At 67.2% G+C, this 19,455-nt stretch carries 24 protein-coding genes and 1 pseudogene; 14 read left to right on the top strand and 11 right to left on the bottom strand.

Annotated features, from left to right (window positions below; translation table 11 throughout):
- Positions 1-144 precede the first annotated feature (144 nt).
- Together ACW179_RS08610 and ACW179_RS08605 are read right to left on the bottom strand one after the other, a co-directional pair.
- Positions 145-924 (bottom strand): DUF2971 domain-containing protein, encoded by a 780-nt coding sequence (locus tag ACW179_RS08610; protein WP_492063883.1) that lies wholly within the window; start codon positions 922-924, stop codon positions 145-147.
- A gap of 101 nt (positions 925-1,025) precedes the next feature.
- Positions 1,026-2,465, bottom strand: coding sequence for an aldehyde dehydrogenase family protein (locus tag ACW179_RS08605; protein WP_492063882.1), 1,440 nt, complete (start codon positions 2,463-2,465; stop codon positions 1,026-1,028).
- A gap of 163 nt (positions 2,466-2,628) precedes the next feature.
- On the opposite strand from ACW179_RS08605, the gene ACW179_RS08600 reads away from it, so the two are divergent.
- The gene (locus tag ACW179_RS08600; RefSeq protein WP_492063881.1) at positions 2,629-3,096 is read left to right on the top strand and encodes a hypothetical protein; all 468 of its coding nucleotides are present in this window, start codon (positions 2,629-2,631) and stop codon (positions 3,094-3,096) included.
- A 10-nt stretch (positions 3,097-3,106) separates the two neighbouring features.
- Here the strand turns inward: ACW179_RS08600 and ACW179_RS08595 are convergent, their stop codons facing one another.
- Positions 3,107-3,577, bottom strand: coding sequence for an NUDIX domain-containing protein (locus ACW179_RS08595; RefSeq protein ID WP_492063880.1), 471 nt, complete (start codon positions 3,575-3,577; stop codon positions 3,107-3,109).
- Between the two features lie 176 nt (positions 3,578-3,753).
- On the opposite strand from ACW179_RS08595, the gene ACW179_RS08590 reads away from it, so the two are divergent.
- The 7 genes and pseudogenes from ACW179_RS08590 (at position 3,754) to ACW179_RS08560 (ending at position 8,681) form a co-directional block, all read left to right on the top strand.
- Positions 3,754-4,506 carry an SDR family oxidoreductase gene (locus ACW179_RS08590; protein WP_492063879.1) on the top strand — a complete coding sequence of 251 codons (753 nt, stop codon included), beginning with the start codon at positions 3,754-3,756 and terminating at the stop codon, positions 4,504-4,506.
- Between the two features lie 55 nt (positions 4,507-4,561).
- On the top strand, positions 4,562-4,972 hold the full coding sequence (folB, locus tag ACW179_RS08585; RefSeq protein ID WP_492063878.1) for a dihydroneopterin aldolase: 411 nt from the start codon (positions 4,562-4,564) through the stop codon (positions 4,970-4,972).
- A 1-nt stretch (position 4,973) separates the two neighbouring features.
- Positions 4,974-5,522, top strand: coding sequence for a hypothetical protein (locus ACW179_RS08580; protein ID WP_492063877.1), 549 nt, complete (start codon positions 4,974-4,976; stop codon positions 5,520-5,522).
- A gap of 206 nt (positions 5,523-5,728) precedes the next feature.
- Positions 5,729-6,183 (top strand): annotated as a pseudogene (locus tag ACW179_RS08575) (DUF4870 family protein).
- Positions 6,184-6,185: 2 nt separating this feature from the next.
- The gene (locus ACW179_RS08570) at positions 6,186-6,590 is read left to right on the top strand and encodes a DUF4870 family protein (protein ID WP_492063876.1); all 405 of its coding nucleotides are present in this window, start codon (positions 6,186-6,188) and stop codon (positions 6,588-6,590) included.
- Between the two features lie 139 nt (positions 6,591-6,729).
- On the top strand, positions 6,730-7,806 hold the full coding sequence (locus ACW179_RS08565) for a tetratricopeptide repeat protein (RefSeq protein ID WP_492063875.1): 1,077 nt from the start codon (positions 6,730-6,732) through the stop codon (positions 7,804-7,806).
- A gap of 98 nt (positions 7,807-7,904) precedes the next feature.
- The gene (locus ACW179_RS08560; protein ID WP_492063874.1) at positions 7,905-8,681 is read left to right on the top strand and encodes a retropepsin-like aspartic protease family protein; all 777 of its coding nucleotides are present in this window, start codon (positions 7,905-7,907) and stop codon (positions 8,679-8,681) included.
- Positions 8,682-8,715: 34 nt separating this feature from the next.
- On the opposite strand, the gene ACW179_RS08555 is transcribed toward ACW179_RS08560, so the two are convergent.
- The 4 genes from ACW179_RS08555 to ACW179_RS08540 all read right to left on the bottom strand — a co-directional run bounded on the left by ACW179_RS08555 (position 8,716) and on the right by ACW179_RS08540 (position 10,945).
- Positions 8,716-9,060, bottom strand: a complete 345-nt coding sequence (locus ACW179_RS08555) for a VOC family protein (protein ID WP_492063872.1) — start codon at positions 9,058-9,060, stop codon at positions 8,716-8,718.
- Positions 9,050-9,580 carry a helix-turn-helix domain-containing protein gene (locus ACW179_RS08550; RefSeq protein WP_492063871.1) on the bottom strand — a complete coding sequence of 177 codons (531 nt, stop codon included), beginning with the start codon at positions 9,578-9,580 and terminating at the stop codon, positions 9,050-9,052. The genes ACW179_RS08555 and ACW179_RS08550 overlap by 11 nt, the downstream gene beginning before the upstream one ends.
- Complete coding sequence (locus tag ACW179_RS08545; RefSeq protein WP_492063870.1) at positions 9,577-9,882, bottom strand: hypothetical protein; 306 nt, start codon at positions 9,880-9,882, stop codon at positions 9,577-9,579. Before ACW179_RS08545 ends, ACW179_RS08550 begins: the two co-directional genes overlap by 4 nt.
- Before the next feature lie 172 nt (positions 9,883-10,054).
- The gene (locus ACW179_RS08540; RefSeq protein WP_492063869.1) at positions 10,055-10,945 is read right to left on the bottom strand and encodes a branched-chain amino acid aminotransferase; all 891 of its coding nucleotides are present in this window, start codon (positions 10,943-10,945) and stop codon (positions 10,055-10,057) included.
- A gap of 80 nt (positions 10,946-11,025) precedes the next feature.
- Between ACW179_RS08540 and ACW179_RS08535 the strand changes: the two genes are divergently transcribed.
- The 3 genes from ACW179_RS08535 (at position 11,026) to ACW179_RS08525 (ending at position 13,708) form a co-directional block, all read left to right on the top strand.
- A complete protein-coding gene (locus ACW179_RS08535) occupies positions 11,026-11,532 on the top strand; it encodes a MarR family winged helix-turn-helix transcriptional regulator (protein WP_492063868.1) in 507 nt (168 codons plus the stop codon).
- Positions 11,529-12,230 carry a response regulator gene (locus ACW179_RS08530; RefSeq protein ID WP_492063867.1) on the top strand — a complete coding sequence of 234 codons (702 nt, stop codon included), beginning with the start codon at positions 11,529-11,531 and terminating at the stop codon, positions 12,228-12,230. The genes ACW179_RS08535 and ACW179_RS08530 overlap by 4 nt, the downstream gene beginning before the upstream one ends.
- Positions 12,231-12,367: 137 nt before the next feature.
- The gene (locus ACW179_RS08525) at positions 12,368-13,708 is read left to right on the top strand and encodes an ATP-binding protein (protein ID WP_492063866.1); all 1,341 of its coding nucleotides are present in this window, start codon (positions 12,368-12,370) and stop codon (positions 13,706-13,708) included.
- 124 nt (positions 13,709-13,832) lie between these two features.
- Here ACW179_RS08525 and ACW179_RS08520 read toward each other — a convergent pair whose 3' ends face one another.
- The 4 genes from ACW179_RS08520 to ACW179_RS08505 form a co-directional block, all read right to left on the bottom strand.
- Positions 13,833-14,375 (bottom strand): TetR family transcriptional regulator, encoded by a 543-nt coding sequence (locus ACW179_RS08520; protein ID WP_492064275.1) that lies wholly within the window; start codon positions 14,373-14,375, stop codon positions 13,833-13,835.
- A 166-nt stretch (positions 14,376-14,541) separates the two neighbouring features.
- The gene (gene proC, locus ACW179_RS08515; RefSeq protein ID WP_492063865.1) at positions 14,542-15,324 is read right to left on the bottom strand and encodes a pyrroline-5-carboxylate reductase; all 783 of its coding nucleotides are present in this window, start codon (positions 15,322-15,324) and stop codon (positions 14,542-14,544) included.
- 151 nt (positions 15,325-15,475) lie between these two features.
- Positions 15,476-15,982, bottom strand: coding sequence for a type III secretion system chaperone family protein (locus tag ACW179_RS08510; protein WP_492063864.1), 507 nt, complete (start codon positions 15,980-15,982; stop codon positions 15,476-15,478).
- 131 nt (positions 15,983-16,113) lie between these two features.
- Positions 16,114-16,371, bottom strand: coding sequence for an accessory factor UbiK family protein (locus tag ACW179_RS08505; protein WP_492063863.1), 258 nt, complete (start codon positions 16,369-16,371; stop codon positions 16,114-16,116).
- Between the two features lie 116 nt (positions 16,372-16,487).
- On the opposite strand from ACW179_RS08505, the gene lgt reads away from it, so the two are divergent.
- Genes lgt through pgeF form a run of 3 tightly spaced genes read left to right on the top strand, consistent with a single transcriptional unit; the run spans position 16,488 to position 19,349 of the window.
- The gene (gene lgt, locus ACW179_RS08500) at positions 16,488-17,384 is read left to right on the top strand and encodes a prolipoprotein diacylglyceryl transferase (RefSeq protein ID WP_492063862.1); all 897 of its coding nucleotides are present in this window, start codon (positions 16,488-16,490) and stop codon (positions 17,382-17,384) included.
- A complete protein-coding gene (locus ACW179_RS08495) occupies positions 17,371-18,567 on the top strand; it encodes a class I SAM-dependent methyltransferase (protein WP_492063861.1) in 1,197 nt (398 codons plus the stop codon). Before lgt ends, ACW179_RS08495 begins: the two co-directional genes overlap by 14 nt.
- On the top strand, positions 18,564-19,349 hold the full coding sequence (gene pgeF / locus ACW179_RS08490; RefSeq protein ID WP_492063860.1) for a peptidoglycan editing factor PgeF: 786 nt from the start codon (positions 18,564-18,566) through the stop codon (positions 19,347-19,349). The genes ACW179_RS08495 and pgeF overlap by 4 nt, the downstream gene beginning before the upstream one ends.
- Positions 19,350-19,455: the final 106 nt, after the last annotated feature.

The raw sequence follows: 19,455 nt of genomic DNA, 5'->3' as shown, positions 1-19,455 counted from the left end.
TCGCCGGTCTGGACAGGTCACTCAAGGCCGACGCTCCGCGTCGCCGCGACGCGGTCGGTCGCAGACCGAGGTCGGTGGACTGACCTGTCCAGACCGGCACGCTACTGCCTCCAAGAGATGAAGGGCTTGGTGGGACGCGAAGCGTCAGACCGGAGCGACTTCGATTCTGAATTCTTCAGCGGCAAGTTGCGCGCGAAAAAAGCGGATCTCCCTATTTGGTTGCACTTCAACATGCTTCCGAATTCTACTGATATTGGCCTCGGTGCATCTGGCCCCGAATATTACCGCATCTAGATCTGCGCGATCAAAGACCCATTTACCCCTCGCGTTCCTCGCGATCACCCGCCATTCTTCCTCATATGACCAACAAGAGTCTTTAGTGAGAAAGACGTCATTAAAACTATTTACGGCATCTTTTATCGGCATTTGCGCAATTGGTCGCCGATCACTGTAGATGACCTCGAATGCCTCGCCTAGAAAGCGCGAACCCAAGCTACGTCTGAATTGTAGACATACGCCAGTATGTTCACTGCCGTAGTGTCCCCACATAAGGAGGTGGTCTGGCTTTGCTGAGAAGGAGATTATTCCCGAGCTATCTACAACGCTATCAACCGCATCGCGTACACCTTGATTTCCATGATCTTTTAAACGTCTTCTGGCTTTAGCTTCCTGCTGACGTCTTGTTAGACGGTTTCCGGGGACGTGCTTTTTTGCAAGCTGCTTTATGTATACTTCAACATCGGCTTTCGACCCGTTAAATTTAGCGACAGGGAAACAGTCGAACGGATCATTGAAAAGCTCACGACCGGCAGCGAACAACTCGCCATCCAGAATTTGCACGACTCGCTGCATGTCGGTTTCGTTTCGCAGAGCCCGGTATTTGTACAGGTGTTTCGGGCCGTCATCGTTTGTGTTGTCCGTCACGTACGCCCCCGAGATATGATTTCAGAAAACACTAGCCAAAGAAAAAGGGCGGAGCCTCTCAGCCCCGCCCCCCCTCAAACTCAAACCTCAGCAGGTAACCCCTACTCCGCCGCCACCTTCGGCGAGAACCCGAGGATCGCCTTGGTCTCGAGGAACTCGCCGAACGCGTGGTCGCCCCATTCGCGGCCGTTGCCGCTCATCTTGTAGCCGCCGAACGGGGCCATCATGTCGGGGGCGGCGCCGTTCAGGTTCACCTGGCCGGCCCGCAGTTGCGAGGCCACCTTGCGGACCTCTTCGGGGTTGTTGCCCGAGATATAGGCCGCCAGGCCGTATTCGGTGTCGTTGCCGACCTTCACGGCCTCGTCGACCGTGTCGTAGCCGATGATGGCGACGACCGGGCCGAAGATCTCTTCCTTGGCGATGGTCATGTCGTTGGTGACATTGGCGAAGACGGTGGGCTTGACGTAGTAGCCCTTGTCCAGCCCCTCGGGCAGGCCGACGCCGCCGCTGACCAGGGTGGCGCCCTCGTCGATGCCCTTCTGGATCAGGCCCTGGATCTTGTTCCACTGCACGTCGGAGACGACGGGGCCCATCTTGGAATTGCCGTTGGGGTCGCCCACGGTGTGGGCCTCGGCGGCGGCGCGGGCGATGGCGATGACCTCGTCCATCTTCTTGCCCGGCACCAGCATGCGGGTGGGGGCGTTGCACGACTGGCCCGAGTTCATCATCACCGAGGCGACGCCGCCGGTGACGGCGCGCTGGAAGTCGGCGTCTTCGAGGATGATGTTGGGGCTCTTGCCGCCCAGCTCCTGGTGCACGCGCTTGACGGTGGGGGCGGCGTTGCGGGCCACCTCGATGCCGGCCCGGGTCGAGCCGGTGAAAGACACCATGTCGACTTCAGGATGGCTGGACAGGGCGGCACCGACCACGGGGCCGTCGCCATTGACCAGGTTGAACACCCCGGCCGGAACGCCGGCGGCATGCAGGACCTCGGTCCAGATATAGCCCGAGAAGGGGGCGATTTCCGAAGGCTTCAGCACCATGGTGCAGCCGGTGGCGATGGCCGGGGCCACCTTGCAGGCGATCTGGTTGACCGGCCAGTTCCACGGCGTGATGAAGGCGCAGACGCCGATCGGCTCTTTGACGATGCGGGTGGTGCCGCGATCTTCCTCGAATTTATAGTCCTTGAGCACGGCAATGGCCGTCTGGACGTGGCCGATGCCCATGGCGGCCTGGGCGCGCTGGGCCAGCCAGGCAGGGGCGCCCATCTCTTCGGTGATGGCCTTGGCCATGTCTTCGAAGCGCTTCATGTATTCGGCGACGATGCGCTCGAGAATGTCGATGCGCTCTTCGCGGCTGGTCAGGCTGAAGCTGGCAAAGGCCTTGCGGGCGGCCATGACCGCCCTGTCGACATCGGCGACGCCGCCCATCGAGATCACGCCGGCGACCTCTTCGGTGGCGGGGTTGATCACGTCGAGCCGCTTGGCCTCGACCGGATCGACCCAGGCCCCGTCGATATAGAACTTGGTGTAGTCGCGCATGTCGTGCTCCTGCCCTTTGTGGATTCGAGGTCCGCTCTCATGTGGGACGCGGCGGCCCTTCTTCAAACGCCCATTCTAGTGATCGGCGTTCAGTGTGGAAGCCCCTGCTTCGACCGGATAGGAATTCCATGGTCGAATCTGTGGCCCGCTTGGGAGCAAAGGCATGCGCGACTCTCTGAAAGCCGTTGGCGCGGGTTGCCTCCTCGCCCTGGCCAGCACCACGACGGCCGTGGCGGCCGATGCCCTGTATTTCAAGCTGGCCCGGAACCTGGAAACGGCGCGCCACAGGACCATGCACTTTACATTCCCACTGACCTGGTATCAGTCGGACCAGTTGGCGGAGGGTGCCGCAAAGCTGCAGTCGGGGCAGGTCTTCAACAAGTCGCCCGATAGGGTAGACGAATGCGAAGCCGTGGTCAGCATGCCGACCAGCATGGCCAGCCACCACGCCGGTGTGATCTTTGGAGGGGTCTGCCTGATGACGATTGATGGCCGACCGCAGCGCGCCGCAATCTGCCATGACGACATGGTCGGCGAGTCCGCAGTCCGTTTGCTGCCGTCTAAAGCTTCACCGGCCAAAGACCGGCGGACAGCGGTCCTTCTGATGCTCGACGTCTGCTACGGGACCTGAAGCGGCCCCTTCACCACATTGGATCCACCTCAACCCCCTCCAGCGCCTCGACGATCCGCTGGCGGGTTGCGGGGGTGATGTCATCGGGCAGGGCATCCGGCGAGAACCAGGCGACCTCGTGAATCTCGCCCTGAGCGCTGGCGGCGCAGGGCTCCCAGGCGTCGATGCGATAGACCAGCACATGGTCGCCGGGGTGGCGCGCCTCGTTGCTGTGCACTGACAGCAGCACCGGCCGGCCCAGCACCCGCACGCCGGCCTCTTCCTGCATCTCGCGCGCCAGAGCGGTTTCAGCCGTCTCGCCGCGCTCGACCCCGCCGCCGGGCATGTACCAGCCGGGCACATAGGTGTGCTGGATCAGCAGCACCCGGCCCTCATCATCGAACACCAGTCCCCGCACCCCCAGGGTCAGGCCCCGGCTCAGCCGGAACCAGGCGAAGACGAAGGGACGGGCGAAAGGTTCAATGCGACGGCGCCAGGGCATGGGCGAAAGTCTAGCCCGGCTTGGCCTTGCGGTCAGTCCCCCAGGCCGTTAAAGCCCGAAGTCTCATACGTCCTCCAGCGGAGCCGCGCCCATGCTCGCGATCCTGATCATCGCCATCTTCCTCGGCGTCATTTTCGCCCTGAACCTGATCGAGTTCGGCCGCGTCGATTAAGACCATGACTTCGCGCGGCGCGGCCCTGGTCACCGGCGCGGGGCGTCGGATCGGCCAGGCCCTGGCCATCGAGGCCGCCCGCGCCGGCTATGACGTGGCCGTCCATCATCGTGGATCGGCCGATGAGGCAGGCGAGACGATCGCCGCCGTGCAGGCCCTGGGCCGCCGCGCCCTGGCCGTCTGCGCCGATCTGGCCGACGAGGCGCAGGTAAGCGGCCTGATCGCCCAGGCCGCGCCGCTGGGGCCCGTGACCCTGCTGGTCAACAGCGCTTCCACGTTTCAGGACGACCGGGTGGGCTCGCTGGACCGCGCCCTGTGGGACAGCCATCTGGACACCAACCTGCGCGCGCCGGTCGTGCTGGCCCAGGCCTTCGCCGCCGCCCTGCCGGACGATGTCGAGGGCCTGATCGTCAACCTGATTGACCAGCGCGTCTGGCGGCCCAATCCGCAGTTCTTCAGCTACAGCCTCAGCAAGGCGGGGCTGTGGTGGGCGACCCAGACCCTGGCCCAGGCCCTGGCCCCGCGCATTCGGGTCAATGCCATCGGCCCCGGCCCCACCCTGGCCAATGTGCATCAGGCCCCCGGTGAGTTCGAGGCCGAGGCCGCCGGCACCCTGTTGCAGCGCCGCGCCACCCCAGGCGACGTCGCCGCCGCCCTGCGCTATCTGATTGACGCCAGAGCGGTCACGGGCCAGATGATCGCGGTGGACGCGGGTCAGCATCTGGGCTGGCGCACGCCCGATATCGTCGCCCCCTGATCGCCGTCTTCTAATCACTGCCCCAATCGCTGCCCACGCAAGAAAGGCGAACCGCTTGGCCGCCTCCCCCCTCGTCGAAAATCGCGCCGCCGACGCGGCCCCCGTCGCCCGCATCATCGTGACCAAGGTCTTTGTGCGCGGCCTCAAGGTGGACGCCCAGATCGGCGTCTATGACCACGAGCATGGCCGCTTCCAGCCTCTGATCGTCGATGTCGAGCTGGACGTCGCGGCCAGCCACTGCGAGCGCCTGGGCGACACCGTCAACTACGAGACCGTCGGCGAATCGGCCCGCGCCATCGCCGCCGAGGGCCATATCGACCTGGTCGAGACCTTCGCCGAGCGCCTGGCCCAGGCCTGTTTCGCCGACAGCCGGGTCACCCGCGCCCGGGTTCGGGTGGAAAAGCCCCTGGCCCTGGCCCCGCACGCCGCCGCCGCCGGCGTGGAAATCACCGCCGTCCGGGCTTGAGATGATCACCCACGGCGCCCGCCTCGCACCTTTTCAGCCCGAGACGGTCTGGATGTTGCGGGACGGTACGCTGGTGGAGACGCGCGGACTGAAGGTGCGCGGCTTTGCCCTGAGCGATCTGACCGGCTATCGCCTGGCCGCCGCGCCCAGGGGCGGCCGCCGCCGCGTCCTGCAACTGAGCTTTGGCCGCCAGAAGATCATCGTCATCGCCCAGAGCTATCTGGGACCAGGCCGGGTGGAAGACCGGCTGGACAGCTTCTCGGCCTTCGCCCGCGCCGTGGCCCGGCAAGCGGTCGACAGCGCCCCCGCCGCGCGCTTCTCCCTGGCCCGGATCGAGGCCCGCCCCGCCCTGACCGGCGCCATCGGCCTGCTGGGCCTGGGCACCCTGGCGCTGCTGGCTTCGTCGCTGAGCGCGGGCATGACCGGCGTCGGGATCGACCTGGCCGCGCGCATGGCCTTCGTGCTGATCCTGCTGACGGCCGCCCTGCCCTGGCTGTCGGCCGGCGACGCCTTTGACCCGCGCGATCCGCCGAGAGACTTGTTGCCCTGAGGGGTGGCGGCTGGGTGCGTGGCTACCAGGTATGCCAAAGCGGCCGTCATCCCGGGACTTGTTCCCGGGACCCATTTGTCCGCCGCAGGTGCACAGCAGAACGACATCGAACCGTGCTGCTGAACCATGGGCCCCGGGAACAAGTCCCGGGGTGACGGGCTATTTCAGAGCCGAACCCGCTGAGGTCAGGATCAGACCCGCTCCGAATTACACGACCTTCATTTGCATCGAAAGTCGATCAGGGCGACGATCAGACATCGACGTTACCTGAAAGCAACCGCCCGTGAGCCCGCCTGAACCTTCATCCGACCCCGCCGTCCCGCAGGCCCTGCAGGATGACAAGACCCTGCCCGCAGTGGCCTATGCCCTGACCCTGGCAGGCATCGTGACCGGCGGTCTGACCAGCCTGATCGCGGTGATCCTGGCCTATGTCAGTCGCAAGGCTGCGCCGGAATGGCTGCAGAGCCACTACCTGTTCCAGATCCGCACCTTCTGGCTGTCACTGCTGTTTGGCCTGATCGGTGGCCTGCTCACCGTCGTCGGCATCGGGTTCGTGATCCTGGCCGCCCTGGGTGTCTGGATCGCCGTGCGCTGCATCATGGGCCTGTCGTGGCTGCTCAAGGGCCAGGCCTATCCCACCCCCAACAACTGGATGCTCTGACCGTGACCGACGTTTCCGCCCCCATCGCGCGCGCTGAAGAAGACAAGGTCCTGCCCGCTGTCGTTTATGGCCTGTATCTGCTGGGCTTCGCCAGCTGCGCCGCCACCACCGTGGTCGGCCTGATCGTGGCCTATGCCAATCGCGGCACCGCCGGCCCGATCAACGAAAGCCACTATACCTTCGCCATCCGCAGCTTCTGGCTGACCATCGGCTGGTTCATGATCGGCCTCTTGATGTTCATTCTGGGCCTGCCGCTGTCGCTGCTGCTGGTCGGAATCCCCGTGGTGGCCGCCGGCATATTCATCATGGGCGCGGTCGGCGTGTGGTTCGCCGTGCGCTGCGGCATGGGCATCTATTATCTCGCCCAGGGCCTGCCCTATCCCCGCCCCCGGACATGGTTGATTTAGAGGCGCCGGACCGGGCCTGGTGCCCGCAACGAAGCTTCACCGCACAACGCCTTCCCTTGTCAGTTGAGACGCCTCGACCTGACATGGCCTCTCGGATGACCTGTCGCTCCTTGTGAATGAGCGTCTTGGGGGAGACGGCATGCTGGCTCGAATCGTCGGGATCGTCCTGGGGCTGATCCTCGCGACGTCGGGGTACGTGGTTGCGGGATGGGGCCGGCTGGGGGGCTGGGCCGCTCATCTCGACCTCGGCCCGTTCGAGCCGCATCGATCATTTGCGGGCGGGGCGGCGGCGATACTCGGGGGAGTACTGATCGTCGCCGCCCTGACGCCGCGACGCAAGCCCCGGCCGCGCAGCCGCACTGTGGTCTGGACCACAGACCTGGGCGAGCCGATGGCGGCTCCAGTCCTTCATCAGACAGAGACCGTCGCGCCGCAGGCGGCCCCGGAGGCCGGTGCCCCGGCGCTGGAATCTCCCGCCGCTGAGCCCCTGATCGCCCAAGAGGTCGCGCCCATCGCCACCCAGGTTGCTGCGTCTGCGCCCGAGCCTGAAACCGGTCTGCTGCACAGTGCGGAGCCCCAGCACCCCGAACCAGAAGCCCTACAGCCCGAAAACCCGCCCCCCGAAACCTTCGCCCAGATGCGCGAGCGCATGGTGGCGCTGAGCCATGCGGGCGAGTGGGCCCAGGCCGCGCGGGCGCTGATCGCCATGAAGGCCGCCGCCCGGGGCGATCACGAAAAGGCCGTGGCCTATCGCGACGTGGGCGACTTCGCGCGCGGCCAGGGCCGGATGGACGACGCCGCCGAGGCCTATGAGACTGCCGTCTCCTACGCCCGCGACGCGCGCCGCGCCGCACCGCATGACGAGGCGACCCTGGAACTGCTGGCCGGCGCCCTGGCCGGAGTGGGCGATGCGGCCGAATCGGAGGGCCGGCTGGACGCCGCCCTGGCGGCCTTCGAAGAATCCCTGGCTCTTCGCCGCTCGCAAGGCGGCCGCGAGGCCCACGACCCGGCCGCACAGCGCGCCCTGTCAGTGTCGCTGGAGCGTCTGGCTGACCTGCGCGAGGATCGCGGCCACCGGATGCGGGCCCTGGACCTGTATCGGGAAAGCTATGACGTGGCCGCGCGCCTGGCCGCCGCCGACCCCGCCCGCTTTGGCCCCGACCTGGCCCTGACCCGGCAAAGGCTCGCCGAACTCGAAGCCAAGGTCGGGGTTTGATCGTCACCGGTTGACGGCGCGGCCATAGTCTTCAAGTTGAGGGCTTATCGCAGGAAGGGCGGCGCAGGCGCCCCTGGTCGTATTCGGGGACGGATCGCATGTCGCAGGAAGGTGACCCCTGGAAGGTCCAGCGTCCATCAACGGATCCGGGCCCGGAACCTGAGCCGGCCCCGGGCGCACGCTGGCCGGCCATAGTCTTTGTCGTCGCCCTGGCCGTGATGGTGCTGGCCCTGCACCGGGCCTTTCCCGAAGCGATGCGCACGCCCGACGACTGGACCGACGTGGCCTATCGGCTGGGCATTGTGGTGCTGGTCTGCGCCGGCAGCTTTCGCGCCCTGCAGGGACCGCTGTCGCAACACCTGCGCCATGCGGCGATCTGGACCGTGATCATCGCGGTGCTGGCCCTGGGCTATGCCTATCGCGGCGACGTGGCCGGCGTGGGCCAGCGCCTGCAACTGGCGTTCAGCGGCGGCGATCCGGTCAGCCTGCGTGAACATGAGCTGGCCATTCCCCGCGACGAGAGCGGAAGCTTCACGGTTATCGCCCGCGTCAACGGCCAGCGCGTGCGGTTCCTTGTCGACACCGGCGCAACCGAAACCGTGCTCAGCCCCGACGACGCCCGTCGCCTGGGCGTGGACGTCGACAATCTGAGCTTCGACCGCCAGTCCGAAACCGCCAACGGCCTGGGCTACGGCGCCGGCTGGTCGGCCGACCGCCTGGACGTCGGCGACATCCGCCTGGACGCCTTCCCCATGACCATCAACAAGGCCCCGATGAGCACCTCGCTGCTGGGCATGAGCTTCCTGGGCCGGCTGGAATCCTTCGAGGCCCGGGGGCAGACCCTGACGCTGAAATGGCGGGACGGGGCGGACTGAAGCGCGCGTGAAAACAGAAGGCTAGAGCCGTGCCTTACCTCTCGGACAGATCGATCATGTGCCCCTCCGGATCCTGAACCGTCGCTCGACGCCCCCAGGGTGTTGGGTGCGGCTGACGAACTCGCTTGCCCAGGCTATCGCCGACCGCCTCCCAGCAGCTGTCGAGGTCATCGACCCGGAAACCCAGTCGCACCGCGCCTGTGCCGGCCTGCCGGTCCGCCAGCGGGTAGATCTCGAAGACGCCGCCGTCCGTGACGCAGGCCATGTGGTCAGGTCCGGACCCGTGCTTTTCCAGTGAGAAGCTCAGTCCAAGCAATCCGTAGAAATCGGCCAGGGCGCGAGGATCGCGTGCCCGGAGCACGAGCAGATTAAGCTGCATGCTTGCGCCCCTTGGCCGAAGCCGGACCAAGAGGCTGGATCGGCGCCTCGAACGTGGGAAAGCGCACCCTGAGTTCCAGAGTGCCGCCCAAGGCGTTGAGATAGCCGATGAGCGTGCTCAACTTCATGTCGCCGCCCTTTTCCATTCGGGAAACCCGAGCCTGATCGGCGCCCAGCGCTTCGGCGACATCGAACTGGGTCTCACCGACCAGATGTCTCAGTTCCCGAAGTCCCAGAACCTGTAATTGCGAATCCCTTCGCCAATGGGCCGCCAACTGCAGAATCCGCGCCGCAGCCTCGGGGGCGTTGCGGTAGATTTCCTGCGGCCTGCCGCCATAGCCGACCTCGCCGGTATAGACGCCAAAGCCCAGCGCGCCTTTCCAGAGCACCTGGCTTCGCAGGCCGTCGATTTCCAGATCAATCCACCAGTCGCGGTCAGGATCGGCCGGCGCGTCGATCTCGACAGCGACGGCGGCCTCCAGTCGCAGCGCATCGACAAAGGCCTTGATGGGCTCGTTCATAGCTTGATGCTCCTGCCGACCAGATCGGGCTTGTCCAGAACGACGTTCATCTGCAAATCGACGATCAGGATGGCGCCGCCATCGCTGAAATAGGTGCTGTGCTGGCGGCTGCGATAACGCCGCAGATCATCCCGGCCTTGCACGACGCGATAGGCATCAGCCATGGGCGGGTACATGCGACCATCGTCGCGCGGGTAGGCCGGATCATAAGGCTTTCCAGACTGTTCGTTCTCGACCGCATTGAGCGTTTCGGCCAGCAGGTCGAACGCCGCCTCGAAAGACGGGCAGGCTTGCGCCGCCATCATCCGGCGCAGAAACTCCTCGAAGCGATCGCCAAGGGCCGACATGTCTTAAAAGACATATGCATTTCAGAACATATCGTCAACGACGCGCAAAGCCGTACCGATCGCATACGAAAAAGCCGCCCGGGATCGCTCCCGGGCGGCTCGATTTCATAGGTCCAGAACCGCCGCCTTACGCCGGGGTAAGAACCTCGCCGCGCACCAGGCGGGCATATTCGTCCATCAGCGACAGCGAGATCTGGCCGGGGGTGAACTTGAACTCGCCCACTTCCGAGACCGGCGTCACCTCGGCGGCGGTACCGACGATGAAGCACTCGGTGAAGTCGGCCAGTTCATCCTTCTGGATGTGGCGCTCGACCACGCTCAGGCCGCGCGCCCTGGCCAGATCGATCACCGTGCGGCGGGTGATGCCGTTCAGGAAGCAGTCGGGGTCGGGCGTGTGGATCACCCCGTCCTTGACGAAGAACACATTGGCGCCGGTCGCCTCGGCCACATAGCCGCGATAGTCCAGCATCATCGCGTCGGCATAACCGTCCTTCTCGGCGGCGTGCTTGGAGATGGTGCAGATCATGTAGAGGCCAGCCGCCTTGGCCGCGACCGGAGCGGTCCTGGGGTCGGGGCGCTGATACTTGGCCCAGGTCAGGCGGATGCCCTTGGCCTTGGTGGCCGGATCGAAATAGCTGGGCCACTCCCACACGGCGATGGCCACGTGGATCTTGGTCTGCTGCGCCGAAACACCGATCATTTCGCTGCCGCGCCAGGCGATCGGACGCACATAACAGTCTTTGAGGTTGTTCTTGGCGGCCGTTGCCTTGCAGGCCTCGTCGATCTGCTCCACCGTGTAGGGGATGGCGAAATCGAGGATCTCGGCGGACTTGAAAAGCCGCTCGGTATGCTCGGTCAGCTTGAAGATCTCGCCCCCGTACATGCGTTCGCCCTCGAACACCGACGAGGCGTAGTGCAGACCGTGGGTCAGTACGTGCACCTTCGCGTCCCGCCAGGCTACGAACTGGCCATCCATCCAGATCCATCCATCGCGATCGTCGAAGGGAACGAGAGACATCGGTCGCAGACCTCCTTATTTGAGACGGGGTTCTTAGACGCCTCGCGACTTCGGACGTCAAATAAAATGGACTTAAGGCGATGATAGCCCCGCTCCAGCCAAGCATAGCCGATCCGCGGCTGATCCTGCGCGACGAGGAACTGGATAGCGGCCTGGAGCTGATCCTGCTGGCCGAGGCGGCCCTGTGGGCGGCGGTGGACGCGACCCTGGAGGCCGAGCCTCTCGGCCTGGGCCGTTCGCACTGGCGCGCGACCTTCCTGCTGCGCCGCCGGCCCGGCATCGGGGTGCAGGACCTGTCGAAACTGACCAGCCTGTCGAAACAGGCCGCCAGCCGCACCCTGTCCGACCTGACCAAGGCGGGGCTGGTCGAGCGCGGCTCGGGCGACCTGGACGGCCGGCGCAAGCCCGCCGTGCTGACGCCCGAGGGCGTGGCCTTCGAGGCCCGCACCGCCGAGCGTCTGCGCGCCCTGCTGGCCCGCGCCTATCGCACCGGCGGCCTGGACGGCGTGGCCGGGGCGCGGCGCATCCTGGCGGCTCTGGCCGGTCCCAGACAGGGCGTCGGCCCGACGCGCCGGGTGGTGGCATGACGCCTGACGAACGGCGCGAGCGCCACCTGCTGGTGGTCGATGACGACGACCGCATCCGCAAGCTGCTCAAGGAGTTTCTGGTCCGCGCCGGCTTTCGCGTCAGCGTAGCCCGCGACGCCGCCAGCGCCGACCGCCTGTGCGAGGCGCTGGACTTTGATCTGATGGTGCTGGACGTGATGATGCCCGGCGAGGACGGCTTTGCCTTCACCAGGCGCCTGCGGGCCAAGGGCGGCGAGACAGGGCGCACGCCGATCCTGATGCTGACCGCCCGCGACCAGGCCGCCGACCGCATCGAGGGCCTGACCCACGGCGTCGACGACTATCTGGGCAAGCCGTTCGAGCCCCAGGAACTGTTGCTGCGCATCGAGGCCATCCTTCGCCGCTCGTCGGCCAAGCCGGTGGGCCCGCGCGAGCTGGTGCTGGGCCGCTGCGCCTTCGAGCCCGAGCGCGGCGAACTGACCCGCGATGGCGAGCCGATCCGCCTGACCGAGGCCGAGGTCGCCCTGATGCGCCGCCTGGCTCGCGCGGCGCATGAACCCGTCGACCGCCTGGAACTGGCCCGCGACACCGCAGATGCCACCGGCCGCGCGGTCGATGTCCAGGTCACCCGCCTGCGTCGCAAGATCGAACCCGACCCCAAGAACCCGCGCTACCTGCAGACCGTACGGGGCATCGGCTATCGGCTGGTACCGGATTGATGGGATTGCCGCCAAAGATCCTCCCCCTGAAGGGGGAGGTGTCCGCGAAGCGGACGGAGGGGGAAGTCGGCTGGCGAAGGGGATCACTTCCCCCTCCGGTCCTTCGGACCACCTCCCCCTCTGGGGGGAGGATCTAGATGCGCCTGCGCGCCAAGCTCTATGTCCCGCGCGTCATCAAGCGCCTGCTGCCGACCTCGCTGTTCGGGCGATCGCTGCTGATCATCGTGCTGCCGGTGGCGGTGATGCAGATCGCCGTGACCTGGGCCTTTTTCGACGCTCACTGGCAGACGGTGAACAGTCGCCTGTCCGAGGGCCTGGCCGGCGATGTGGCCTGGGCCGTGGCCAGCTATCAGGACGATCCGCGCCCAGCGGCGGTTGAAAAGCTGGCCGACCGGGCCGAGCAGTCCCTGGCCCTGTCGATCGCCTTCCAGAAGGGCAAGAAGCTGCCCACGGGCCGGCGCCCCTCGCTGCTGCCCTCGCTGGACCGCTCGCTGCAAGAGGCCCTGGCCGACCGGCTGGATGCGCCCTTCTGGTTCGATACCACCCGCTACACCGCCTATATCGACATCCGCGTGCAGGTGGACGGCGGCGTCCTGCAGATCTACGCCCTGCGCGACCGGGCCTTCGCCACCCAGGGCCATATCTTCATCCTGTGGATGGTGGTGGCCACCCTGCTGCTGACCGGCGTGGCGATCCTGTTCATCCGCAACCAGGTGCGGGCCATCGAACGGCTGGCCGACGCGGCCGACGCCTTCGGACGCGGCGGCGAGGTGGACTTCAAGCCGCACGGCGCGCGCGAGGTGCGCCAGGCCGCCCTCGCCTTCCTGGCCATGAAGGCCCGTATCCAGCGCCATATCGAGCAGCGCACGGCCCTGCTGGCCAGTGTCAGCCACGACCTGCGCACGCCGCTGACCCGGCTGAAGCTGGAAATGGCCCTTTCCGAGCCCAGCGAGCAGTTGGAAGCCATGAAGGGCGATCTCTCCGAAATGGAGCACATGATCGACGAGTATCTGGCCTTTGCCCGCGGCGAGGGCGGGGAGACGGCCGTCGAGACCGACCTGTCAGAGCTGATCGCCGCCATCGTCGCCGATGCGGCCCGGGCCGGTGCCCTGGTCGAGACCCAGGTGGCCGACGCCCTGACCGCCCAGCTGCGCCCCAACGCCTTCAAGCGCGCCCTGGCCAACCTGATCGACAACGCCGCCGCCCATGGCGACCATGTACGGGTCAGCGCCGCCGCGCGCCTGACCGGCGGAGTCGAGATCCTGGTCGACGACGACGGTCCCGGCATTCCCGAAGATCGCTATGAGGAGGCCTTCAAGCCGTTCAACCGGCTGGATGAGTCGCGAAACCAGAATGAGAAAGGCGTCGGCCTTGGCCTGGCCATCGCCCGCGACATGGCGCGCGGGCTGGGCGGCGACCTCCTGCTCGAGCGCTCGCCAATGGGCGGCCTGCGGGCGGTGATGCGGTTGCCGGGGTAATGATCCTCCCCCTGAAGGGGGAGGTGGCCGTCAGGCCGGAGGGGGAAGACCCCCGAGGCCAGAAAGCACTTCCCCCTCCGTCGGCTGCGCCGACACCTCCCCCTTCAGGGGGAGGATCTTTCGGCTAAAATCCCGCCCCGATCTTCGACAGCTGTTCAGCCATCTGCTTCAAACGCTTGTCGAGCTCGGCCATCGTCCGGTTCAGGGCACCTTCGTCGTCGCGCCAGACCTGGACCGTGCGGGCCCAGACCGCCGTCATGGCGGCCAGACGCACGGGCGTCGCCTCGACGCCCCCCGCTTCGAGGATGGCGCGGGCAGTCTTTGGGAAACGCAGGGCTGAAACGACCACGCCTTCGGAGCGACCGATGGCGATCAGGGCGAAGCGGTGGGGTTCCATCGCCTCCAGCCGGGCCATGGCGGCGTCGAACAGGCGGTCATGGGTCGAGGCGGCATCGGCCGAGACGGTGCCCAGGGCGGCGCGGTCGAAGCGCGTCGACAGATGGGCCAGCACCCCGCCCTTGCCGCTGGCCAGGGCGTAGAGCTCGGCGAACGACAGCTCGGCCTTCAGGGCGATGTCGCGCAGGGTGATGTCGTGCCACGGGCGGTCAGCCGCCAGGGCCAGGGCGGCGGCGGCGGCGCGGTCGAGGGTGTCTTCAGCAGCGGTCATGCTGTTGAGATGGCGTTGTAGGGCGTCGAAGGCAAGCCCGCCGACGCCGGCGCTGCCCCCTCCGGCCCTCTGGGCCACCTCCCCCAAAAGGGGAGGATCTGAGAAAGTAGGATGCTCCCCCTCTGGGGGAGCTGTCCCGGAGGGACTGAGGGGGCTCGCCCCGTCCCTACCCGCCCAGCTCCACCGACCGCGCCACCGCTGCCGCCAGGGCCTTGGGCAGCAGGTCGCCAAAGCCGCCCTCACCCAGCAGCACGGCCAGGGCCGCCGCCGTGGTGCCGCCCGGCGAGGTGACCTGTTTGCGCAGTTCGGAGGGCTCCTCGCCGCCGGTCTCCATCAGGGCCGCAGCGCCGATGATGGTGGCGCGGGCCAGCCTGGCCGAGGCGGCCGGATCGAGGCCCAGGCCCGCGCCGGCCGCCTCCAGCGCCTCGACGAAGGCGTAGAGATAGGCCGGGGCCGAGCCCGAGACGGCGGTGGCGGCGTGCAGCAGGTCTTCGCTGTCCAGATCGACCACCGTGGCGACCGGCGCGAACAGGGCGTGGGCGGCGGCGCGGGCGGCGGGATCTTCGGCGTGGACGCTGGCCGTGCCCCGGCCGATGGCCACGGCCGTGGTCGGCATCACCCGGGCGACGGCGCGGCCACCGAAGGCCTCGGAGATGTCAGCCGCCCGCACCCCGGCAGCGATGGAGATGATCACGGCGTCGGGGTGCAGGTGAGGAACAACGTCCCGAACCGCCTCGCGCCAGATCTGCGGCTTGACCGCCAGCAGCACCGTCTTCGCGGCAGACAGGGCGTCCAGCGGCGGATTGACCAGCGCGCCAGCGAAGGCGGCGGCGTCGACATTGGGATCACGAACGATCAGGTCGGCGGCGGCAAAAGCGCCGGCTTCGTGCCAGCCCTGGATCAGAGCACCGCCCATGCGGCCCGCGCCGAGGAGGAGGATGGGGGTCATCTGGTTTTCCCGCTCTCTAGCCTTCTCCCCTTGCGGGAGAAGGTGGCCTGCGACAGCAGGTCGGATGAGGGGTTTCTCGGAGTCGCCAGCGCAACCCCTCATCCGTCGCTTCGCGACACCTTCTCCCGCAAGGGGAGAAGGATTTAAAGGTCTATGCCTGCCCGACCGTCTCGAACATGCAGGCGGCCATGGCTTCGTCCGGGGTCTTGGCACCCTGGATCAGGAAGTCGAAGGCCGGGTAGAAGCGGTCGGCGGCTTCTACGGCGGCGTCGATCATCGAGGCGGCCTGGGCCATGGTCGGGCGCTCGCCCGAGGGCAGGGCCAGGGCGTGGCGGAAGACGACCTCGCCGTCGTCGGTCCAGACCTCGAAATGGCCCAGCCAGACGCGCTGGTTGATCATGGCCAGAAGCTCATAGGCATTGGCCCGCTTGGGCTTGGGCGCGCGCAGGTCCAGCGACAGGCACAGCTGCAAGCAGTCGGCCTCGGGACGCCAGGCGAACCACAGTTCATAGTCCTTCCAGTCACCGGTCAGGGCGAAGGCCAGATCGCCGTCTTCGGTGCGATCAAAGGTGAGATTCTCGGCGGAAAGGACGTGTTCGACCACTTCGAGAGGGTCCATAGCCATCAGGACGTCGTCGTCTTCCGGTTGGGTGTCCATGGGAATCCTGCGCGTCCCGTAAGCGAGGGCGGGCGTGAGACCCGCCGTGAATCGCTCACGCCTGAGGGAGTCTAGTCTGCTTCGAGGCCGTCGTCACAGCCCCTTCACGTCGAGAGCGAGCGGGTAGTCGCCTATTCAGCTGTTCCGGCAGCCTTTTTGGCGACGGGCGTTTTTTTCGCCTTCAGGGCGGCGACTTCCTCGCGCAGCGCCGCGACCTCGGCCTTGAGGGCCTCGAAATCGTCGCGGCGGATCAGGTCGAACTCGGCGGCCAGACGGTCGGCCTGCGAGCGCATGGCGGTCTTGGCCTCCTCGCCGGCCGTCTGGGCGATACCCATGGCCGCCTGGGTCAGCTTGGCGAATTCGTCGAGGAAGGGGTTCTGGCTGTGCATGGCGGGTCCGGTGCGCGGCGATCTTGTCTGAGACTCTTATATGGGATGCAGGGGATGAAAGCGAAGAGGAAGCGCGTTATGCCTGCCACCACCCATTCCCGAGGGAGCCTGCCGGCGTGATCTTTCCCGATATCGACCCCGTCGTTCACCTGGGCTCCATCCCCCTGCAGATCGGTCCTCTAGCGATCCGCTGGTACGCCCTGGCCTATGTGGCGGGCATCCTGCTGGGCTGGCGCTATGCCGTGCGGCTGGTCCGCAACACGCCCCTGTGGGGCGCGCGCGGCCCGGTGGCGACACCCCTGCAGATCGACGACCTGGTGCTGTGGATCACCCTGGGCATCATCCTGGGCGGCCGGCTGGGCTACATCTTCTTTTACATGCTGATCAATCCCGACCAGCGGGCCGGGCTGATGGCCCACCCGCTTGAGGCCTTCAAGATCTGGGAAGGCGGCATGTCGTTCCATGGCGGCTTCCTGGGCGTCTGCGCGGCGATTGCCCTGTTCGCCCGCCAGCAGAAGATCGACATCCTGCGACTGGGCGACCTGATCGCCCCGGTCGCGCCGATCGGCCTGTTCTTCGGGCGGATCGCCAACTACATCAATGGTGAGCTTTGGGGCCGGATGACCGACCACCCGTTCGGGGTGATCTTCTGTAACCAGACGATCCAGGAAGCCAATCGCGGCTCGTGCCCGGCCGGCCCCTATCCCCGCCATCCCAGCCAGCTGTACGAGGCGGCGCTGGAGGGCGCGGCCCTGTTCGCCATCCTGTGGCTGGCCTCGCACAAGCTCAAATGGCTGCAACGACGCGGAGCCCTGACCGGAACCTTCCTGGTCGGCTATGGCCTGTTCCGGGCCCTGCTGGAAAACGTCCGCAACCCCGACCAGGGCATGCCCGACTTCCCCTTCGGCCTGACCATGGGGATGATCCTGTCGATCCCCATGCTGCTGGTGGGCCTGTGGCTGCTCTGGAAGGCCCTGCGCGAACCGGTCGTCGAGGCCCATGAGCCTGCTTGAGCGTCTGAAGGCGCAGATCGCCCAGGACGGACCGATCGGCGTTCCCGAATACTTCACCCGCTGCCTGCACGACCCGCAGGACGGCTATTACGCCACGCGGCCTGATCTGGGGGCCGGCGGCGACTTCATCACCGCCCCGCTGGTCAGCCAGATGTTCGGCGAGCTGATCGGCCTGTGGGCGGTGGAAACCTGGACCCGCATGGGCCGGCCCTCGCCGTTCCGGCTGGTCGAGATGGGTCCAGGCGACGGGACCCTGATCAGCGACCTGCTGCGCGCCGCCCGCCTGGCGCCGGATTTCCTGGCCGCCGCCGACCTGTGGCTGGTCGAGGTGTCCCCGCCCCTGCGCGCGCTTCAGGCGGAGCGGCTGACGGGCGCGCCCCTGACGCCGCAATGGGCCGACCGGCTGGAGGCCGTGCCCGGCGGTGCCCCAATGATCCTGATCGCCAATGAGGTGCTGGATTGCCTGCCCGCCCGGCAGTTCGTGCGCACCGACAAGGGCTGGGCCGAGCGGGTGGTGGGGCTGGATGAGGCGGGGGATCTGGCGTTTGGGCTGCGGGGTCTAAATCCTCCCCCCATAGGGGGAGGTGGCCGCGCAGCGGACGGAGGGGGAAGTCAGCGGGCGCTGGACACTTCCCCCTCCGGCCCGGAGCCTGTCCTCGGGCGCGCGCTTCGCGCGACCCGGGGGGGCCACCTCCCCCTTCAGGGGGAGGACCTATCACCCGGCCAGATCCTCGAATCCTCCCCCGCCCAGCAGTCCCTGGCCGCCGAGATCGGCCACCGCCTCGCCACCGACGGCGGCGCGGCCCTGCTGATCGACTATGGCCGCGACACGCCCGGCCCCGGCGACACGCTGCAGGCGATCCAAGGCCACAGGAAGGTCGATCCTCTGGAGACTCCCGGCCAGGCCGACCTGACCGTCTGGGCCGACTTTCCCGCCGTGCTGGACGCCGCCCGCGCGGCCGGGGCCCAGACGGGGCCGATCCTGACGCAAGCGGCCTTCCTGGCCGGACTGGGCATCCAGGCCCGCGCCGCCGCCCTGGCCACAGCCAGGCCCGAGCGCGCCGAGCAGATCGCAAGACAGCTTGATCGCCTGACCGGAGAGGCGCAGATGGGCGGCTTGTTCAAGGCCGTCTGCCTCAGCGCGCCCGGCCTTTCGCCCCCCCTCTTCGAGGACGCGACATGACGAAAATCGACCTGCCCACCATCCAGTCGCCACTGCTGGCCGCCGTACCGGGCGTGCGCCACGCCTTCTTCACGCGAAAGGGCGGGGTCTCGACGGGGATCTATGACAGCCTGAACGTCGGACGCGGCAGCCAGGACGAGCCGGCCGACGTGATCGAGAACCGGGCGCGGGCCGCCCGCTGGTTCGGGGTCGATCCCCAAGACCTCAACACCTGCTACCAGATCCATTCGACCATCGCGATCACGGCCGACGGCTCGTGGGGCGACGTGCGGCCGCAAGGCGACGCCGTGGTGACCAAGACCCCGGGCGTGATCTGCGGGGCCCTGTCGGCCGACTGCGCGCCGGTGCTGATCGTCGATCCGCAGGCGCGCATCGTCGCCTCGGCCCATGCCGGCTGGCGCGGCGCGCTGGACGGGGTGGTGCAGGGTGCCGTCGACGCCATGGTCGAGCTGGGCGGCGATCCGGCCCGCATGATCGCCGCCGTCGGCCCATGCATCGGCCCTGAGTCCTATGAGGTGGGGCTTGAGTTCCTGCACCGCTTCGAGGCCGATTGCCCCGGCTCGGGCCACTTTTTCCGCCCCGGCGCCGGCGACGACAAGCGCCTGTTTGACCTGCCCGCCTTCGTGCTGGACCGTCTGCGCACGGCGGGGATCGAGCAACGCGAATGGGTGGGCCACGACACCCGCACCGAGGAAGCCCTGTTCTTCTCCAACCGCCGCGCCTTCCTGAACGGCGAGGGTGACTATGGCCGGCTGCTATCGGCGATCTGCCTGGAGGGGTGAGGGCGGTAGGGCATTCCGAATCTGGAGGTCCAGGGGGCAACACCACGTGGACATAGGCCGGAGCGCAACCTAGGCTGTTTACTCTTCGCGCGACTAAATAGCCTAG

It is taken from the genome of Caulobacter sp. AVps18, assembly GCF_058681425.1.
The sequence above is the reverse complement of the archived record's forward strand: the minus strand, read 5'-3'. Positions and strand labels throughout refer to the sequence as shown.

Excerpts from the sequence above, each read along its gene's own strand:
- ACW179_RS08605 (WP_492063882.1), bottom strand. The coding sequence starts at position 2,465 with ATGCGCGACTACACCAAGTTCTATATCGACGGGGCCTGGGTCGATCCG.
- ACW179_RS08600 (WP_492063881.1), top strand. The coding sequence starts at position 2,629 with ATGCGCGACTCTCTGAAAGCCGTTGGCGCGGGTTGCCTCCTCGCCCTG.
- ACW179_RS08595 (WP_492063880.1), bottom strand. The coding sequence starts at position 3,577 with ATGCCCTGGCGCCGTCGCATTGAACCTTTCGCCCGTCCCTTCGTCTTC.
- ACW179_RS08590 (WP_492063879.1), top strand. The coding sequence starts at position 3,754 with ATGACTTCGCGCGGCGCGGCCCTGGTCACCGGCGCGGGGCGTCGGATC.
- ACW179_RS08580 (WP_492063877.1), top strand. The coding sequence starts at position 4,974 with ATGATCACCCACGGCGCCCGCCTCGCACCTTTTCAGCCCGAGACGGTC.
- ACW179_RS08565 (WP_492063875.1), top strand. The coding sequence starts at position 6,730 with ATGCTGGCTCGAATCGTCGGGATCGTCCTGGGGCTGATCCTCGCGACG.
- ACW179_RS08560 (WP_492063874.1), top strand. The coding sequence starts at position 7,905 with ATGTCGCAGGAAGGTGACCCCTGGAAGGTCCAGCGTCCATCAACGGAT.
- ACW179_RS08555 (WP_492063872.1), bottom strand. The coding sequence starts at position 9,060 with ATGCAGCTTAATCTGCTCGTGCTCCGGGCACGCGATCCTCGCGCCCTG.
- ACW179_RS08550 (WP_492063871.1), bottom strand. The coding sequence starts at position 9,580 with ATGAACGAGCCCATCAAGGCCTTTGTCGATGCGCTGCGACTGGAGGCC.
- ACW179_RS08545 (WP_492063870.1), bottom strand. The coding sequence starts at position 9,882 with ATGGCGGCGCAAGCCTGCCCGTCTTTCGAGGCGGCGTTCGACCTGCTG.
- ACW179_RS08540 (WP_492063869.1), bottom strand. The coding sequence starts at position 10,945 with ATGTCTCTCGTTCCCTTCGACGATCGCGATGGATGGATCTGGATGGAT.
- ACW179_RS08535 (WP_492063868.1), top strand. The coding sequence starts at position 11,026 with ATGATAGCCCCGCTCCAGCCAAGCATAGCCGATCCGCGGCTGATCCTG.
- ACW179_RS08530 (WP_492063867.1), top strand. The coding sequence starts at position 11,529 with ATGACGCCTGACGAACGGCGCGAGCGCCACCTGCTGGTGGTCGATGAC.
- ACW179_RS08525 (WP_492063866.1), top strand. The coding sequence starts at position 12,368 with ATGCGCCTGCGCGCCAAGCTCTATGTCCCGCGCGTCATCAAGCGCCTG.
- ACW179_RS08520 (WP_492064275.1), bottom strand. The coding sequence starts at position 14,375 with ATGACCGCTGCTGAAGACACCCTCGACCGCGCCGCCGCCGCCGCCCTG.
- proC (WP_492063865.1), bottom strand. The coding sequence starts at position 15,324 with ATGACCCCCATCCTCCTCCTCGGCGCGGGCCGCATGGGCGGTGCTCTG.
- ACW179_RS08510 (WP_492063864.1), bottom strand. The coding sequence starts at position 15,982 with ATGGACACCCAACCGGAAGACGACGACGTCCTGATGGCTATGGACCCT.
- ACW179_RS08505 (WP_492063863.1), bottom strand. The coding sequence starts at position 16,371 with ATGCACAGCCAGAACCCCTTCCTCGACGAATTCGCCAAGCTGACCCAG.
- ACW179_RS08495 (WP_492063861.1), top strand. The coding sequence starts at position 17,371 with ATGAGCCTGCTTGAGCGTCTGAAGGCGCAGATCGCCCAGGACGGACCG.
- pgeF (WP_492063860.1), top strand. The coding sequence starts at position 18,564 with ATGACGAAAATCGACCTGCCCACCATCCAGTCGCCACTGCTGGCCGCC.